Consider the following 14,325-nt stretch of genomic DNA (forward strand, 5'->3'; position numbering starts at 1 on the left):
TATGTATTTTTATCCTGTTATCATATTGTTCCATTATCAACGTGTACATTCTGCCCTGTTATGCTGCAAGCCTTATCAGAAAGCAAAAACGCCACAGTTTCAGCAACGGATCTCACACTGGTTGCGGTTTTTAAAGATGTACGTTTATAGATTCTATCTTTTTGATCTTCTGTTAAAGATGCACTCATAGCTGTTTCCATAAATCCTGGTACCACTACATTTGAGCGAATCCCCAGTTGCCCCCATTCTCTTGCAGTATCTTTAGAAAAAGCTTCTAATGCACCCTTGCTTGATGCATACATTGCCAGTCCTTTGTATCCGGTGTGGGCACTGATAGATGAAATATGTATAATAGAACCTTTCTTTTTAGATAAAAGCATATTGCGAAGCACGTATTTCGTTATCATCATTGGAGTAAAGACATTCACATTATACATAGCTTTCAGTTTATCTATATTAAGGTTCGTTACTATATCATCATATGCCATGGCTGCATTATTTACATATCCATCCAACTGAATTTTGTTAGTAACATACTCCTTAAATACATTCTTATGAATATTCTCACAATCAGAAAGATCTATACTTTTAAAATATAAGTATCCGGAATATTCCGACTCCAGCTTTTTAAACTCATCTGTATAGCTTCTTGCCACGCCATATACCGTATTTCCTTCTGATAGTAGCACACGGCATATTTCTAAACCTACACCTCGCGAGCATCCCGTTACTAAATAATTCATTGTCTTTTCAATTTTCCAGTTCTTGTTAATGTCATAGCCTCTACAAACCTAAATCTGCGAGGTATTTTAAAGTCCTGCAAATTACTACGTAAGATTTTCTTTATATCTATTTCTGTTAATGCTATATTAGGTTCCAATTGAATATCGGCACATAATATATTGCCCAACACAGAATTTGCTTTACCGTACACTAAAACCTGCTGAATACCATCAATAGATAATAAGACATTCTCTACTTCTCCCGGATTTACTTTATAGCCACCTACGTTGATAAGTTCGTTTTTACGGCTCTTGAATTTAAATAAACCCATTGATTTGTCGATCCATTCTATCAAATCTCCTGAATGATAATAATCACCTTCAAACTTAAAACTATCAGAACGACCTAATAGTGACTTATGAATAAGAAGTTCATCGTCTTCAACTCTAAATTTATCTCTGATAGCTTCCGGTATCTGGAAGCAATCACCTTTTGCCGCAAACAATGACCCAGCTTCTGTTGATGCATAAACGTTATTAATTTTTGCATTTGGAAAAACACAACGCATGGAGTCATAAAGATGCTCATCGGACTTCTCTCCTCCTAAGGTAGCTCGAATTACCGTATCATATTCCTTCTCAAAAGGAAGCAACAGCCTGTAAAAAGTAGGAGTTGCAGAAATATGAGTTATGTGATGATTGGATATACATCTGTAAACCTCATTGCGGCTCCTTCCGAATATATTTACTAATGTATTTTCATTTTCAAATGCTTGGAAGAATACTTGTAATCCCGCCATGTGAGTAGGAGCGTAAGCATAGCCCCATATTTGATTGGCATACCGTTCACCTGTTCTTACTGATCGAGTAAGAGATGAAATAGAATGGAGGACTTTCTTGGGCTGACCTGTTGTACCGGAAGTAAATATTGTTATCTCGGCCGCCGATTTCTTTACCGCATTTATAACCTCTGGAACATCAGAAAAACTTGACGTATTTATAATTCGCGGCTGATTGACTAACGATTCATCTAAGTTTTCAATCTCTGAAGAATTTAAATCAGAGTCCAATAGTACCAATGACTGATTATTAGCCAACGCTTTAACCAGATTTACAAAATACAAAAACACATCGTGAACTTTGTAATATGGATAATAAAAGCCATCCGTCTGTATAGCATCTAACAAATCTTGATAAGTATATACCTTATCATTATCAATCAAAAAAGGTTTCATTCTTTATCAAGTTTCGTATAGATTTCACCAACAGTACTAACTAATCCATCTTCGAATATATCAATATCAAATTCGTCTTCAATATGAACTGTTAATTCTGCCAAATCAAAAGAAGTAAGTCCTAAATCATCTCTCAAACTGCTTTCTTCAGAGATGGATTCCAAAACCGGTAAATCTTTTGACAGTCTGATATCGTTGATAATAGTTAATATTTTTTCTTTCATTTCTCTACTTATTTATTGGTTGATAAAAATGTGTATTTGACAGATTTGCGGCCACGCTACCCCATGATAATCCAACTCCAAAACCACACATAATAACTTTCTTCAAATTATATTCTGCCGGACACAAATCAGAAAAAAGCAATGGAATTGAAGCAGGTCCAGTATTGCCGAAATTACTCACGTTAGTAGGAGCAATATCCGCACTGATCTTGAGCTTCTTACGCACATAGTTTACCATAAAATCATTGGCTTGATGCAAGGCATAAAAGCCGACATCCGCTTTATTCCATTCCATGTATTCAATCAATGTATTGATGTTTTTATGTACCTGTGATATTGCAAAATTGAATATGGCTATTCCATCCATAAACAAATCATTTTTGGTACGTCCATTATGATCTTCATCCCACTCTAACACTGATGTCTCTTCAGAACATGGCAAACGAAATCCACCCGCAGGAACGATGAGTCTATCAGAGCCACTACCATCAGACTGTATGTGAAACCCGATGAGATCACTTCCTTTAGATACTAAAGTGGAAGTACCACAATCTCCAAAAACCATACGAAGTGATTTGTCATTGGGGTTAATCATCCTGGATGTAGTATCACCGGAAAGCACGAGTACATTCTTACATGCTCCGCTACTTACCCATAGGGATGCTTGAAACAGACCATAAATATAACCGGAACAGCCATAATGAATGTCAATACAAACGGTATCTTTAGACAACATCAATTTTTCTTGTAATAATATCGAAGTTGCCGGAAGAATATAATCCGGTGTCTGTGAAACGAACACTAAACCGTCAATTTCTTCTCTATCAATACCTTCTTGTTCAAATAATGCTTCTGCTGCCTTTTGACACATGTCTGCTGACGTCATGTCTTTATTTGCAATTCTGGCTCGATTGACACCTGTTGCCTTCATGATTGTATTCACCTCAGATTCACCATAAAGACTGCCAAGGGATAACATTTCCAAACTATTAGAAGGAAGCCATGAATTCACGGCTTTTATTTGAACGTTCTTTAATATCGTCTTCATGATTAATTATTGCAGTGTAAATCCTCCATCAATGACTATACCTGTACCAGTGACAAAAGAAGATGCATCTGATAGCAAATAAATTATGCCATAAGATACTTCGTTTGGATTTCCAAATCTCTTCATCGGATACTTTGAAGCTTCAATTCTCAATTCCTCTTCACCTATCTTTCCTCTATCAAGTATGCTGGTATTTATCATTCCAGGGCACACCTCATTGACCCTAATACCCTTTACGGCTAAATCCAAAGCCGCATTTTTCACAAAACCATGAATTGCTCCTTTAGATGTACTATATAGGACATTGCCGCCACCGGCAACACACGTACCACTAATACTACACGTGAAAACAATGCTTCCTCCACATGAAATTTTCTTTTTTTTCAATATTTTCTGCGTCAAAAGTATTGGTGCTATAGTATTTATACTCAAAACCCTTTCTATATTTTCTCGCTTCACAAATTGTGTAAGTATAGTTTCAGTTAGCCCAGCATTATTTACTAATCCGTTTAGGTTAGGTAATTGTTCTACTAATTCATCAATCTGTGTATCATCAGATAAATCCGCTACAATACTCTGATGGCCTTCACCTTCCAACATCAGAAAGGTTTCTTTTAAACGTTCAGCATTCCTTCCTGTTATTATGAGTTTCGCACCTAATTTAGAACATTCTATAGCAGTGGAACGCCCTATTCCCGATGACGCTCCTGTGACTAGAATAGTTTTAGACTCTAATGTAAATGGATTATACATTTTTTCTTGTTTTGACAAGTTCAAATAAATCCGCAATCGTTTCTGCACTTCTGATATCTTTTGCTGATATCTCTACTCCATACTCATCATCTATCATACCAATAATCATCAATGCCGCCATAGACGTCCATACGTCCATCTCTTTAAAATATGTTTCACCGTTGATTGTAGAAACATCCAAATTGTCAAATTGCTCAACAAACTGAGAAATAAAATCTTTCAATTCCATATTCTTTTCCTTTTATTATTTAGTATTTCCAGAGAACATCTTCGTCAACAACTTTCGAAGGATTGCCGGACACCATTGTATTTGGTGGAATATTAGAAGTAACGAATGCTTTGGCTCCCACTATCGCCCCATCTCCTATATTTACTCCTAACATAATGGTACAACCCTCACACAACCAAACCTTCTCTCCTATTACAACAGGACGAGTATTTTTGTATCCCGTACGGTTTATATAATGGTCTCCATTATTGTCTCTAATCAAAACATTACGTCCCATCATTGTGCCTTTTCCTATTTCTATTTTTTCACCGCAAATGACAGTGGCGCCAATATTGCTACCTCCCTCTCCTTTGTATATCAGATGCGCGTCATGAAAAACTTCAACATCTGCACCATACATTATATTTGTATTTGGTCCAAGTTCCAAAACGCCCCCTTTTTCTATCAGCAATCTTGTCTCTAATTTGGATTTTCTATATCGCTTTGTACCAATATAGGATATGCCTTTTTTTGTTATTTTACCACCTTTTTCCAGTTGAATAACAACATGAGATGCAGGTATCAATACATTTCCATGGATTATCTCATTAAATGTATTGTATTTAAAAAATTGATATATGGCTTTTGGAGAATGATTTGTTCCTCGCCACACAGCAAATAGATATTTGATGTATTTTTTTATAATAAACTTCTTACTCTTAGGAGTTGATAATATGTATTTGTCAGCAATCTGAGTAAATGTCATATTATCTAAATCCTTAAAAAATTGCTCTCTATTGACTTTGGGTTTATCTAATGATTTTGTTAGTGCAAGATTGCCCTTTTCAATCGTTTCAAAAGGTACTTGAAAGGAATTTATTCTTATCTTTGCTTTCTCAAAGAATGATGCCCCTTTTTGAGAATTAACCATAACTAAGGACAATCCCAAATTTTTATCCATCACCTTTTTAACATTTTCTACTCCCCAAAAATCCGCAAGTGTAATATCCGCTATGCGTGGATATCCCTTGAATTTACATTCATAGCAAGAAGGACGACAAAAGACTCCAGTCTGTAAATATCCTTTTGTGTAGTTATTCGAATCTTTAGGCTCGTAATAAGCCTTTCCATTTGCCAAAACTACTTTTTGAGTCAAATTTCTCCATCCATATTCCTTGGATTTGGCCTTGCAATATACAACTGGAGAGCCATACCTTTCTTCAAAAGTATCAAGGTATTTCCGCCAAACTTTAGGCGAGTTTGTACCTCTGCATACAAAATCCACTATAATTAGGTTTTCGTAGTCTTTTCGCAAAAAGGATCTTAATGCAGCCATTTGACATGGAGAACCACAAACTAATACATTTTCTCCTTTTTTTAGCAAACCACGGAGCTGTTTATAAAACCCTGTGAAATTGCTTTGCAAATATTTAGAACTACGCAGTTTTATTAAATCTTTCTTATCGGGTGATATATACTGTCTTACTGAGAAATCTTCATTAAAAATAGCGCCACCAACATATCCCTTATTACGATACATTATATCAGCCAAAGCTGAAAATAATCCACCCGAAGTACTGTCAAATACCACTTCGATGTCCTTATGCTCAGCTACATAGCAAATTGATTGCTTCAAATTATTCTTCTTCAGTGTATCGATATTGATAATTGGACAAACCTTTTCACACAATCCGCAATCAGTGCACTTGCTTTTGTCCACCTCTGGATACCAAAATCCTTCAATATCCGTTTTGAAAGTAATTGCATCATGAGCACACACGTCTCCACAGGCGTTGCAACCGCAGCACATTGCTTTATCCGAAATATCAATCATATGAATGGGAAATATAAAATGAGAATATAAAATTCTGACCAACTCACTCTTCAAGTAAGCCGGCACACATATCAACTGCAATAAAATGATGCAGCGCCAAAAATAAAAAGGATGATTAGAACTGAGTTATCAATCTGTCAAGCTTGACCAACAATTGACGTGTTGGCTCTAACAGAGGAAGTACACCTTCACGTGCAAAATCAAAGAGATCATTATAGTCACCTGTTATGCTTTTTCTTTTCTATAGGCAATAATGCTTGCATGTCTTCCGAACTAAAACTCATTACAATTGTATCCCTTCTTCTTTTACATTATGAAAAAATGGTGTAAAATGATACTTCAACCAGTCTTGCATGGTATATAGTACCGGACTTATACATTTATTTAATGACCATCTCAGCTCAACTAATGGATAAGAAACATTATCGTAATCTTTAGTCTCAATCTTCGGCTTATCCAAAAGAATAAGTATATCCCAATTCGAATCAACACGTGCATCGCCCCGCGCCTGTGAACCATACAAAAAAGCATGTCCACCTGAAGGAAGAACGCTCTGCAACGTATTCTTTATAGAGTGTAAGATATCACTCTTTACCGGATTCATAACAATTAAATACTCATTTTACACAAAGATAGACTTTTATTCTCAGAGAACAATTTTTTTATAATAAATCAACTTCCTCAAAAGGATAAGGATTCTCCTCAATATATTGTAATTCCTCAATTATCTCCACTTGCTCCAAATTCAATCGGGATGTTTCCCAAGTTGAAATTATGGCATGTGCTTCCTCAGCCAATTTTTCTTCATATACTTCACCATAACAATAAGTCAGCAGACGGACTTTCAGAAGCGAAGGCCTTAGGATAGGAAGCACTGCAAAACTACGGTCCAGAACCTTCTGAATATATTCCTGTTTATGGCCATTATCGTACATAGTGGCATTGAAAGCCACTAAAAGCCCCAGACAAAGTTCGGCTTCAGCTTCAGGAGTAGAGCCATGCTTTCCATACGAGTTCAGGGCCGATTCATAAACATCACGATTCAGACGGGTGAAATCATCGACATAAATCGGACGGTCATCCTGCCCCAGAGTGAGAAGACTGTGAGCCAGGGAAAATAAGGATGAAACTTGATCACTCATATATTTAATTATGATTTATGATTTATAACACTGAAATTAGTCGGCTATAGGCTCTACCAGTGAAGAGTGAATAAACGTTGTGGCAACAGCCATAACCCCTTCAATATTCACAACTACACGACGGTCACGACGAATACGAACGAACTCACCCACGGCTCCTTCGAAAACACCGCCTATAACACGTACTTTCTGACCTTTTATCAGTTGAAGTTCGGCTGGTTCCACATAAACAATCGACTCCTCATAAGTACCGGCAACAAGAATAAAACTACGCATCTGACTGTCGGGAATAACAATAGGAAGATGTTGTTCGCGATCCATAATATAGCGCATGGGGATATTCATACCGGCTTTATCTTTTAAAGCATCAATACGCTTACGGGTAGAGCGGATGAAAACAAGATTATGCACAGCAGGAACAAGCCTACGAATGCGACGACCCTTTTTCACGATATAATCGCGACGCATGGGTATAAAATTCTCAATCTTTTCCTCGTCGAGAAAAGCTTTCAAAGCTAACTCACGGCTATAAGTGACTCGCACTGCAAACCAGTGAAGATGTGGAGAATGTGAAGTGATGTTCACGTCAGAATATTCTTTGGGGACACCGGAGTAGTGAAATACTTACCGATTAATTTATGTAATGCAGTTATTTTTAAGAATTTATGTTGCATTCATATTATCTCAAAGCGTTTCGCCATCACGGTCAAAAAGCAGTGAAACAGTTATGTGAAAAAGAGATTAACGAAGAGATTAATGGAGCTATAATGTCTTTTAATCGTTCGTTTAATGTGCACAAAGATAAAGGGTATTTTTGAGATGAACAAGATGTTTAATAAAAATATTTGCTTTTAAAGCTGTTTTTATAAGTATGTTATTGATTATCAGTATTGTATTATTGGTGATAAATATATTTAATATCTTTTCCTTTTTATAGTTTTTGGCATCTGAACTTTGTGTTCAACATAGTGCACATTAAACGAACGTTTTTTATCCACCCCTATTTTACAGAAGCAATTCACTGTTATCCAGCGGTTTATTATTAAAACAAAAGCATTCAAAAATCTTCCAAGTTAAGCCAACTTTTGATATTATAAAAATCGCCCACCAATCATATCCATCTATATATTAAGCACTTAGCAAATATTTAATTGTTCCTTCAGATTTCATTTCAAATCATATAATAAAACCCCTCACCCCCCGTTATTTAGTAAAAACCCGATAACGGCATGAGATTAAAAGCCCTGCGCCTCATATATCTATTCCCTATATTCTTCCTGTTGTCCTTCAACGCTTGTGACGACATGGACGATTATTCATCCGACCCGAAGCATACACTTTGCTTCTCGCAGGATACGCTATGCATGGATACCGTTCTCACTGGTATTCCTACATCCACCCGTCAACTGAAAGTATACAACCCGAATAAGAAAGCATTGTTAATATCCTCCATAGTCCTTGCCGATGCCGGAAAATCCGGTTTTCGTATCAATGTGGATGGCATAAAGGGAAATCAATTCTCCGATATAGAAATTGCAGGAGAAGACAGCCTATATATTTTTGTAGAAGCTACTCTGCCTCAGCAAGACAATGCCGACATCAGATTAATAAAAGACTCCATTCTTTTTCAACTGAATGGCATCCGGCAAGAAGTAAAGCTGCAGGCATATGCACAAGATGCTTTTACTTTCAGGGGAAAAGTAATTGAAAAAGATACCTTGATTACATCCCAACGTCCGATACTGATTTATGACAGTATCAGTATTGCCTCAAACGCACACTTAACCCTCGCAGCAGGCACCCGTTTGTATTTCCACGGCAAGGCAGGAATGCAGATACACGGACGCTTGTCAGTAGAAGGTACCCTTTCCGCTCCGGTTGTTTTCCGGGGAGATCGTACAGACCGGATGTTCCCCTATCTTCCTTATGACCGGTTACCGGGACAATGGGGAGGCTTACGTTTTTACAAAACCAGTTATGAAAATCATCTGGTCTATGCGGATATTCACGGTGGTAGTTTCGGCATTCGTTGCGATTCTTCGATAACAGACCGCAGGAAGTTGACATTGGAATCCTCTATCATACGGCAAGTATCGGGCAATGGACTGGAGTTGACGTCGTGTCAGGTAGTGGTAGGAAACAGTGAGATTAGTAATGCGGGAGAAAGCTGCGTCAGTCTGTTAGGGGGAGATTATACATTTACCCACTGTACACTGGCAAATTACTTTAGTTGGAATGTACGGAAAGGGGCGGCATTGCAAGTGCGGAATGAACAGGATGACACTGCATATCCGCTTTCATCGGCTATTTTCCGTAATTGTATTATTGCGGGTTCGGGCACGGACGAAATTAACGGAGGACGCTCTAAAAATGAGAATATAGCTTTCAATTATTACTTCTCACACTGCCTCATCAACTCGATAGAAGAAGAGAATGACAAGATAGTCAATGTTATCTGGGAAAAGGATGATAATTTCATGCTGATGGATAACCATACACAGGAATATAATTTTAATCTTGGTGAAAAATCCAAAGCCATTAATTGGGGAAGAAAAGAGGATGCAAACATCTACCCAATTGACAGAAATGGACACTCCCGCCTACAGGATGCAGCACCGGATGCAGGATGTTATGAATCTATGATCTTGGCATCATACTAAAAACAACTCTCAATGAACATTAAATTATATATTACTTTTTCATTTCTGTTCGCTCCTTTTTTCTTTCTTTGCGGACAAACGAAAAAGGACACCCTCTCTTTTCGCGTTGTCAGTTATAATGTTGAAAACTTATTCGACTGCCGCCACGATACACTAAAAAATGACTATGAATTCCTACCTGACGCAGTACGCCACTGGAATTATACAAAATATAAAAAGAAGCTGGATAACATAGCCCGTACCATCACAGCCGCAGGCGGTTGGACTCCACCAGCACTTGTTGCCCTCTGTGAAGTGGAAAATGACAGTGTATTACGCGACCTGACTCAGCGCTCGGTTCTTCGGGAAGCCGGATATCGCTATGTGATGACCAACTCACCCGATCAGCGAGGAATCGATGTGGCATTGCTTTACCAACGGGACCGTTTCAAACTGATTTCCTATCAGGGAATCCCCATACCTCATATATCCGGTAAAAAGAAACTTCGCCCTACACGAGATATACTACACGTCTGCGGAATGTTATTAAACCACGATACACTGGATGTTTTTGTAGTTCATCTTCCGTCCCGTTCAGGAGGTGCCAAAGAAAGCGAACCTTACCGTCTGCATGCCGCCCGACAATTGAAAGCTGCGGCAGACAGCATCTACCTCCATCGGTATCATCCGCAAATTCTTATCATGGGAGACTTTAACGATTATCCCGATAATGCATCGGTCAGCAAAATAGTTTCAGCAAAAGCTCCCCTTCAAGACAAAAGTAGTTTGCAACCACAAAGATTCTATCACTTGCTTGCCCGTAAGGCCGCTACACAAAAAGACTTCGGCAGTTATAAATATCAGGGCGAATGGGGATTACTGGATCATATCATTGTCTCCGGTACACTTCTCCAGCCGGATGCAGACTTTTGCACCAGTGAAAGCAAAGCCGATATCTTTCGTCCTTCTTTCCTATTGACGGATGATAAAAAGTATGGCGGTGTGCAGCCATTCCGCACTTACTACGGAATGAAGTACCAGAACGGTTACAGCGATCACCTGCCTGTATGGGCAGATTTCCGGCTCATTTATTAATCCGAATACTGATACAATTTCAAATCAAACTTCTGTACCATTACCAGCAAATGATCAAATATATCGGACTGAATACGCTCATATTCTTTCCATACCTTGTTCCGGGAAAAGAAATAGACCTGAATAGGAACTCCGTAAGTTGTCATTTCCTTCTGACTGATAATCAAGTCCAGATCCTGATTTACAACAGGTAAGCTACAAAGATAGCGTTCGATGTAAATGCGGTAGAGTTGCGCATTGGTAGGCACCTCCCCTTCCGCCGGCTGATAGTCCGCCATCAAAGGAACTTCCTTGCGAATGGTATCCAACATTTCAGAAGTACAGAACTTCAATGTGGTCATATCCAGATAGATATTCTTGTCCACACGCCGGCCACCACTCTCCTGCATGCCGCGCCAGTTCTGAAAAGAACCGTTCACTAAGGTATAAGGCGGAATGGTAGAAATTGTGTTATCCCAGTTCTGGATCTTCACGGTGTTGAGGGTAATTTCTTTCACAATACCATTGGCAGATCCGTTGGGTAAAGCAATCCAGTCGCCGATACGCAGCATTTCATTGGCAGAGAGTTGCACTCCGGCCACAAACCCCAAAATACTATCTTTAAATACCAACATCAATACTGCTGCCGAAGCACCCAATCCGGCAAAAAGGGTTGCGGGAGATTTATCGATAAGAATAGATATGGCAATGATAGCAGCCACAAAGAACAGTAGTACTTGCAATACCTGGACAAAACCTTTCATCGGGTGATTCTTACTATTGTCTTTTTGATTATGAAAATCCAGAAAAACCAGTAACAGTCCGTTCAGCGCAAAGGCTAATGCAGCTACAATATACACGGCACACACCTTCTGAGCCAAGCCCAACAACTCTACTCCATGCACAAAAGTATGGGGCAACAGGAAATAAATCAGAATGCCCGGCAAGGTATGTATCAGGTGAGGAACGACCTTCCGCTTCATTAATAAGGTATTCCAACGGTGAGGTGAACGATTTGTATAATGCTTCATACCGCCCACTAATATTGCTTGGAATAGATAGTCTAATCCTACAGCTATAGCAATAATCAATATGGCGATGATAGTCTCATCAAATGTATTCGCAAATTTGGGATCTACTCCCCAACCTACAAGGGTTTTATTCATCCACCCTCCTAATGTCGTCATATATTCCTCCGATTTTAGTTGCTTATAAAAGTGATAACAGATAAAGGGGGCAGGTTGTTTAGTGAAACTTTTTCCGGTTTCATCTTTTAGTTTTCCGGCTTCAGTAAAAAAGTTCCGATGGAAGATGCTCCTTTCACCGTCAAACAGACATTGGTACTGACTTTTATACAGCCTACTCTTTTCAGGATTGGGAGTTTTCTCATTCCTGCTGTTGGCTAATTATGCAAATCTTACTCCGCAAGTTACAAATGTAATCCACACACCATGTGCATTCTTTTTTGTCGTTGCCACTTTCAATATATTGGGATATTATACTCTTCGTATCAGTTCATGGATAAACCGCCTATATTCCAACAAATTGCACTGTAAGTGGAAGTTCATAGTGGTATATACATCTGTAATGCTATTGTTTCTACTGTTGATTATGGGTTGTTGTTAGCTGCCAAGTTAATAGGAAGAGCTGATAATCCATTCACTCTCCAGATAGGAGGAATACGTATTTTATTAGTGGTGTGGTTGGTAAAACTTGTTATCTTGGGATTGTTACTAGCCGAAATAGAATATAATCCGGCAAATGCCGTACGCTTCACACGAAATTTTTCGAATGTATATCACTAATCACACGGCTGCGTTCCGACTGGGAGGTTACCGTATTACCCGGAAGTGTGGAAGATGCCATCGCTTGGTTCAAGATACAACCTCATCCGAATATCCTGTTTCTGGATATTAAGTTATCGAGTGCATGCAGCGCCTATTTTAACGGGAAAATAATACTTCACGTGAAACCGCCTCATAAGGATAAGATAACGGTGAGCGAAGAAAAAGTGTCTTCTTTCAAGCTATGGCTGAACCTTTAACAGTAATAACAGCCTTCATTCCAAATAATTATCATATATTTGGAATTCTATTCACAATATGGACTAACTAAAGACTGAAAGATATGACACAAATTAAAGAACTACTTAGAATCGGGCTATTTGTTATTATAGTACTTTGCGGCACTTCAGCGTGTAGTAACGATGATAGTGATGATGATGAACTCGCAAAGGATTACATATTAAAAGAAGTAGCATGGATTATGCAAGATGATGAAGTCAAAATCATTAAGCAAACGATACCAGGTTTCTTGACTGATAACAACACTGATGAAGAAATGAAAGTAACAGTCAAGCCAACAGCAGATGTAAGACAATCTTCATGCTTCTATACAGATGATGCAAAGTTGTTTCAACTTTTAACCCAGACCCCTAATGAAATTTATGTCCCAGGTGGTTTTACTCTCCTCCCATCAGACCATTTTTCATATATACATAGTGGTCCTAAAACCCTCTTTTCGTTGGAGGAACAATATATTCCTCTTACGGTAGAAATAACTCATGAATCGACTATACCTCCTCATCACAGACTTATTTACAATCACATCATTAGTTTGCGAGAAATAAACGCTACTTACCGTGCCTGCTTCACAGAAATTAATACTGGTAAAGAATTGCAAATCACAGGAAAATGGACAGGCAAATTCTTTATACAAAATGAGGGAGAAACATTGTTAGAAGAAATAAAGTAAACAATAAACTACTTATCTTTCAATACATAGCCTTTCTTCATCAGCGATTCTATCTTCACCGAAGAGTCGTTGCGAAGTGCCTTGCGCAAATAAGTAATCTGCACGTTCAGCGCCAGAGAGTTTGCATAAGAGGCACTACTCCAGACTGTATTCAACAACAAGTCACGGTCTACAGACAAATTAAGGTTCTTCGCCAACAAGCGGAGAATCTCTGCCTGACGGGAAGTAATAAGTACTTTATTATTTCCCGTTCGTATTTCATTGGTACTGTAATTGAAGACAGACTGGCCGAAATGATAAGTCTCCTCCTCCACCGTATCGGAAAGCTGTGAAGCGAAACGTTCACGAATACGGGCTATAAGTTCTTCCGGATAAAACGGTTTGGCAAGATAATCATTCGCACGAAGCTGGAAACCTTGCAGACGGTCGGCCTTATCACTACGGTCGGAAAGAAAGAATATGAGTACATGCTTATCCGTCTCGCGGATACGTTCGGCAACTTCAAAGCCATTGTGACCGGGCATATTAATATCAAGTAGCACCAAATCTGGTTTCACAAGAGGAAATTGCTCGATAGCAATGCTTCCGTTCCCCGCATAAGTTACCTCATAACCTTCTTTTTCAAGAAAGCGCTTCAGCAGCATTGAGTATTTCAAATCATCGTCAGCAAAAAGTATCTTCAAAGGTTTCAT

General features: G+C 38.5%; 16 protein-coding genes and 1 pseudogene. 5 read left to right on the plus strand and 12 right to left on the minus strand.

Features of this window, described 5'->3' with window-relative positions; genetic code table 11:
* Positions 1 to 20: 20 nt before the first annotated feature.
* From BWI44_RS05930 to BWI44_RS05975, 10 genes are all read right to left on the minus strand, one after another.
* Positions 21 to 743 carry an SDR family oxidoreductase gene (locus BWI44_RS05930; RefSeq protein ID WP_007664336.1) on the minus strand — a complete coding sequence of 241 codons (723 nt, stop codon included), beginning with the start codon at positions 741 to 743 and terminating at the stop codon, positions 21 to 23.
* Positions 740 to 1,957, minus strand: coding sequence for an ANL family adenylate-forming protein (locus BWI44_RS05935; protein WP_007664337.1), 1,218 nt, complete (start codon positions 1,955 to 1,957; stop codon positions 740 to 742). Before BWI44_RS05935 ends, BWI44_RS05930 begins: the two co-directional genes overlap by 4 nt.
* Complete coding sequence (locus BWI44_RS05940; RefSeq protein ID WP_007664343.1) at positions 1,954 to 2,181, minus strand: phosphopantetheine-binding protein; 228 nt, start codon at positions 2,179 to 2,181, stop codon at positions 1,954 to 1,956. Before BWI44_RS05940 ends, BWI44_RS05935 begins: the two co-directional genes overlap by 4 nt.
* A 4-nt stretch (positions 2,182 to 2,185) precedes the next feature.
* Positions 2,186 to 3,229 carry a 3-oxoacyl-ACP synthase III family protein gene (locus BWI44_RS05945; protein ID WP_138291272.1) on the minus strand — a complete coding sequence of 348 codons (1,044 nt, stop codon included), beginning with the start codon at positions 3,227 to 3,229 and terminating at the stop codon, positions 2,186 to 2,188.
* Positions 3,230 to 3,235: 6 nt separating this feature from the next.
* Complete coding sequence (locus BWI44_RS05950; RefSeq protein ID WP_138291273.1) at positions 3,236 to 3,982, minus strand: SDR family NAD(P)-dependent oxidoreductase; 747 nt, start codon at positions 3,980 to 3,982, stop codon at positions 3,236 to 3,238.
* Entirely contained in the window at positions 3,975 to 4,211 is a 237-nt protein-coding gene (locus tag BWI44_RS05955) for an acyl carrier protein (RefSeq protein WP_007664346.1), read from the minus strand. The genes BWI44_RS05950 and BWI44_RS05955 overlap by 8 nt, the downstream gene beginning before the upstream one ends.
* Before the next feature lie 19 nt (positions 4,212 to 4,230).
* Positions 4,231 to 6,024 carry a Coenzyme F420 hydrogenase/dehydrogenase, beta subunit C-terminal domain gene (locus BWI44_RS05960; protein ID WP_138291274.1) on the minus strand — a complete coding sequence of 598 codons (1,794 nt, stop codon included), beginning with the start codon at positions 6,022 to 6,024 and terminating at the stop codon, positions 4,231 to 4,233.
* Positions 6,025 to 6,307: 283 nt separating this feature from the next.
* Positions 6,308 to 6,628, minus strand: coding sequence for a nucleotidyltransferase domain-containing protein (locus tag BWI44_RS05965; RefSeq protein WP_138291275.1), 321 nt, complete (start codon positions 6,626 to 6,628; stop codon positions 6,308 to 6,310).
* Positions 6,629 to 6,686: 58 nt separating this feature from the next.
* Entirely contained in the window at positions 6,687 to 7,166 is a 480-nt protein-coding gene (locus BWI44_RS05970) for a UpxZ family transcription anti-terminator antagonist (RefSeq protein ID WP_195208229.1), read from the minus strand.
* Between the two features lie 36 nt (positions 7,167 to 7,202).
* Positions 7,203 to 7,751 (minus strand): UpxY family transcription antiterminator, encoded by a 549-nt coding sequence (locus tag BWI44_RS05975; RefSeq protein ID WP_138291276.1) that lies wholly within the window; start codon positions 7,749 to 7,751, stop codon positions 7,203 to 7,205.
* 644 nt (positions 7,752 to 8,395) lie between these two features.
* Between BWI44_RS05975 and BWI44_RS05980 the strand changes: the two genes are divergently transcribed.
* Positions 8,396 to 9,826 carry a hypothetical protein gene (locus tag BWI44_RS05980; RefSeq protein ID WP_195208230.1) on the plus strand — a complete coding sequence of 477 codons (1,431 nt, stop codon included), beginning with the start codon at positions 8,396 to 8,398 and terminating at the stop codon, positions 9,824 to 9,826.
* 12 nt (positions 9,827 to 9,838) lie between these two features.
* Positions 9,839 to 10,900 carry an endonuclease/exonuclease/phosphatase family protein gene (locus tag BWI44_RS05985; RefSeq protein ID WP_007664354.1) on the plus strand — a complete coding sequence of 354 codons (1,062 nt, stop codon included), beginning with the start codon at positions 9,839 to 9,841 and terminating at the stop codon, positions 10,898 to 10,900.
* Here the strand turns inward: BWI44_RS05985 and BWI44_RS05990 are convergent.
* The gene (locus BWI44_RS05990; RefSeq protein WP_007664355.1) at positions 10,897 to 12,066 is read right to left on the minus strand and encodes a mechanosensitive ion channel family protein; all 1,170 of its coding nucleotides are present in this window, start codon (positions 12,064 to 12,066) and stop codon (positions 10,897 to 10,899) included. The genes BWI44_RS05985 and BWI44_RS05990 overlap by 4 nt on opposite strands.
* Positions 12,067 to 12,435: 369 nt before the next feature.
* Between BWI44_RS05990 and BWI44_RS05995 the strand changes: the two genes are divergently transcribed.
* The 3 genes and pseudogenes from BWI44_RS05995 to BWI44_RS06005 all read left to right on the plus strand — a co-directional run bounded on the left by BWI44_RS05995 (position 12,436) and on the right by BWI44_RS06005 (position 13,633).
* Complete coding sequence (locus BWI44_RS05995) at positions 12,436 to 12,684, plus strand: hypothetical protein (protein WP_007664356.1); 249 nt, start codon at positions 12,436 to 12,438, stop codon at positions 12,682 to 12,684.
* Positions 12,685 to 12,818: 134 nt separating this feature from the next.
* Positions 12,819 to 12,923, plus strand: a pseudogene (locus tag BWI44_RS22285) (LytR/AlgR family response regulator transcription factor); the annotation flags it as partial.
* Positions 12,924 to 13,006: 83 nt separating this feature from the next.
* The gene (locus tag BWI44_RS06005) at positions 13,007 to 13,633 is read left to right on the plus strand and encodes a hypothetical protein (protein WP_195208231.1); all 627 of its coding nucleotides are present in this window, start codon (positions 13,007 to 13,009) and stop codon (positions 13,631 to 13,633) included.
* Between the two features lie 8 nt (positions 13,634 to 13,641).
* Here the strand turns inward: BWI44_RS06005 and BWI44_RS06010 are convergent, their stop codons facing one another.
* Entirely contained in the window at positions 13,642 to 14,325 is a 684-nt protein-coding gene (locus BWI44_RS06010; RefSeq protein WP_007664359.1) for a response regulator transcription factor, read from the minus strand.

Source organism: Bacteroides sp. Phil13 (genome assembly GCF_001940965.1).
Lineage (GTDB): Bacteria > Bacteroidota > Bacteroidia > Bacteroidales > Bacteroidaceae > Bacteroides > Bacteroides intestinalis.

Bases quoted from the DNA above. Each gene is read 5' to 3' on its own strand.
- BWI44_RS05930 (WP_007664336.1), bottom strand. From the start codon at position 743: ATGAATTATTTAGTAACGGGATGCTCGCGAGGTGTAGGTTTAGAAATA.
- BWI44_RS05935 (WP_007664337.1), bottom strand. From the start codon at position 1,957: ATGAAACCTTTTTTGATTGATAATGATAAGGTATATACTTATCAAGAT.
- BWI44_RS05940 (WP_007664343.1), bottom strand. From the start codon at position 2,181: ATGAAAGAAAAAATATTAACTATTATCAACGATATCAGACTGTCAAAA.
- BWI44_RS05945 (WP_138291272.1), bottom strand. From the start codon at position 3,229: ATGAAGACGATATTAAAGAACGTTCAAATAAAAGCCGTGAATTCATGG.
- BWI44_RS05950 (WP_138291273.1), bottom strand. From the start codon at position 3,982: ATGTATAATCCATTTACATTAGAGTCTAAAACTATTCTAGTCACAGGA.
- BWI44_RS05955 (WP_007664346.1), bottom strand. From the start codon at position 4,211: ATGGAATTGAAAGATTTTATTTCTCAGTTTGTTGAGCAATTTGACAAT.
- BWI44_RS05960 (WP_138291274.1), bottom strand. From the start codon at position 6,024: ATGATTGATATTTCGGATAAAGCAATGTGCTGCGGTTGCAACGCCTGT.
- BWI44_RS05965 (WP_138291275.1), bottom strand. From the start codon at position 6,628: ATGAATCCGGTAAAGAGTGATATCTTACACTCTATAAAGAATACGTTG.
- BWI44_RS05970 (WP_195208229.1), bottom strand. From the start codon at position 7,166: ATGAGTGATCAAGTTTCATCCTTATTTTCCCTGGCTCACAGTCTTCTC.
- BWI44_RS05980 (WP_195208230.1), top strand. From the start codon at position 8,396: ATGAGATTAAAAGCCCTGCGCCTCATATATCTATTCCCTATATTCTTC.
- BWI44_RS05985 (WP_007664354.1), top strand. From the start codon at position 9,839: ATGAACATTAAATTATATATTACTTTTTCATTTCTGTTCGCTCCTTTT.
- BWI44_RS05990 (WP_007664355.1), bottom strand. From the start codon at position 12,066: ATGACGACATTAGGAGGGTGGATGAATAAAACCCTTGTAGGTTGGGGA.
- BWI44_RS06005 (WP_195208231.1), top strand. From the start codon at position 13,007: ATGACACAAATTAAAGAACTACTTAGAATCGGGCTATTTGTTATTATA.
- BWI44_RS06010 (WP_007664359.1), bottom strand. From the start codon at position 14,325: ATGAAACCTTTGAAGATACTTTTTGCTGACGATGATTTGAAATACTCA.